This window comes from Streptomyces sp. NPDC054961, assembly GCF_053609145.1.
In genome coordinates this window covers 214,458-216,590 of the sequence record NZ_JBSGWY010000008.1, presented here as the reverse complement: position 1 = coordinate 216,590, position 2,133 = coordinate 214,458, and the positions used below count along the sequence as shown (strand labels likewise).

Sequence of the window (2,133 nt, the reverse complement as noted above, 5' to 3'; positions counted from 1 at the left end):
CTCACCACCGCACGGGCGAACGGCATGGTCGGTGTCGATACCAACGCCGACCACTTCGCCGCCTATCGGCTCGACCCGCACGGCAACCCAATCGGCGACCCGCACCGGTTCCACTACGACCTCAGCGGATCGGCCGACCACCGCGACGCCCAGATCAGGCACGCCATCACCCGGCTGCTGCACTGGACGAACAACACCGGCGTCAAGGCCATCGCGATCGAAGACCTCGACTTCACCGCCGAGAAGACCCGGGAGAAGCACGGCCGCAGGAAACGGTTCCGGCAGCTGATTTCCGGCATTCCGACCGGCAAGCTTCAAGCCCGCCTCGTCTCGATGGCCGCCGAACACGGTCTCTCCATCGTCGCGGCCGATCCCGCCTACACCTCCCAGTGGGGAGGCCAGCACTGGCAGAAGCCACTGGTCACCCCACGCCGAAAGATGTCCCGTCACGATGCCGCCGGTATCGCGATCGGACGACGCGCCCTCGGACACCCGATCCGGCGACGGACGGCACCGCCCCCACACGACCAGAGTGATCGTGCGGGGCATCGGACCGTCCAGGCCGGACCAGGCACCCAGGGGCGTGACGGAATCCGCCCACCCACAACGGACCGGCTACACGGAGAGCCGACGCCGAGCGGGAAGAGAAAGCGGGGACCCAGTGCATCCAAAACCGTTCGGGATGCGCCCAGTACGCACCAGTGGGTCCAAGACTCACTCATGCGCACTGGCTAGGAACGGTTGCGCCCTTTCTCTCACCGTGCCGCACACCCTGCGGGATCGCCGGGCTCACCGCGTCCTTCAGGCGACGGAGCCGATCCGGCTGACCACCGTCGTCGAGGCGTCCGGGTGGATCGGGATGTGCGCGCCGGTCAGGGCCGCGCCCGTACCGCCGCGCCGGTTGGCGACGATCTCGGCGGCGATGGACAGCGCGGTCTCCTCCGGCGAGCGGGCGCCGAGGTCCAGACCGATCGGGGAGCGCAGCCGGGTCAGCTCGAGCTCGCTCACGCCGACCTCGCGGAGCCGCTTGTTGCGGTCTTCGTGCGTGCGGCGGGAGCCCATGGCGCCGACGTAGGCGACGGGCAGCCTGAGGGCCAGTTCGAGGAGCGGGACGTCGAACTTGGCGTCGTGCGTGAGCACGCACAGGACGGTCCGGCCGTCGACCGCCCCGGCCGAGGCCTGCTCCTCCAGGTAGCGGTGCGGCCAGTCGACCACGATCTCGTCCGCCTCGGGGAAGCGGTTCTTCGTGGCGAAGACGGGCCGTGCGTCGCACAGCGTCACCCGGTAGCCGAGGAACTTGCCGATCCGCACCAGGGCGGACGCGAAGTCGATGGCACCGAAGACGATCATCCGCGGCGGCGGGACGCTGGACTCGACCAGCACCTTGATCGGCTCTCCGCAGAGCCGGCCGTCGGCGCCGATCTCCAGCACCCCGGTCCTGCCCGCGTCGAGCAGGGCGCGGGCTTCGTCGGCGACGGCCCGGTCCAGCTCGGGGTGGCCGCCGAACCCGCCCTCGTGGCGGCCCTCGCCACGGACGAGCACGGCGCGCCCCATCAGCTCGGCGGGGCCCTCCGCGATCCGCGCGAACGCGGCCGCCTCTCCCCGGGCGGCGGCGGCGAGCGCCGCCGCGAACACCTCCCGCGCGGGAGAGCCCACGGGGACCGGGGTGACCAGGATGTCGATGATCCCGCCGCAGGTCAGACCCACCGCGAAGGCGTCGTCGTCGCTGTAGCCGAAGCGCTCCTGGACGGTCTCGCCGTCCTCGAGCGCCTGTCGGCACAGCTCGTAGACCGCACCCTCCACGCATCCGCCGGAAACCGAGCCGATGGCCGTTCCCTCGCCGTCCACCGCGAGGGCCGCACCGGGCTGGCGGGGTGCGCTGCCGCCGACCGCCACGACCGTGGCGACGGCGAAGTCACGTCCCTGCTCGACCCACCGGTTCAGTTCTTCGGCGATGTCCAGCATGGGGGCCTCCTCGGAGGGGTTCGGTTCCAGTATCGGATGCGTGGAGGTTTCGAGCAGCGGGGGGGGCCCGCGGTACCCCCCCCGGGCCGCGCGCCCCGCCACGAGCCCCACCCCCACCCCCAGGGGGGGGGGGGGGAGAAAAAAAACCAAAAAAACAAAAACTACCCA

1 protein-coding gene and 1 pseudogene are annotated in these 2,133 nt (G+C 71.0%); one reads left to right on the top strand and one right to left on the bottom strand.

What is annotated here, in order from left to right:
• Positions 1 to 735: pseudogene (locus ACWF9Z_RS11265) on the top strand (IS200/IS605 family accessory protein TnpB-related protein); the annotation flags it as partial.
• 66 nt (positions 736 to 801) lie between these two features.
• Here the strand turns inward: ACWF9Z_RS11265 and ACWF9Z_RS11260 are convergent.
• Positions 802 to 1,965, bottom strand: coding sequence for an XdhC family protein (locus tag ACWF9Z_RS11260; RefSeq protein WP_453600294.1), 1,164 nt, complete (start codon positions 1,963 to 1,965; stop codon positions 802 to 804).
• Positions 1,966 to 2,133: the final 168 nt, after the last annotated feature.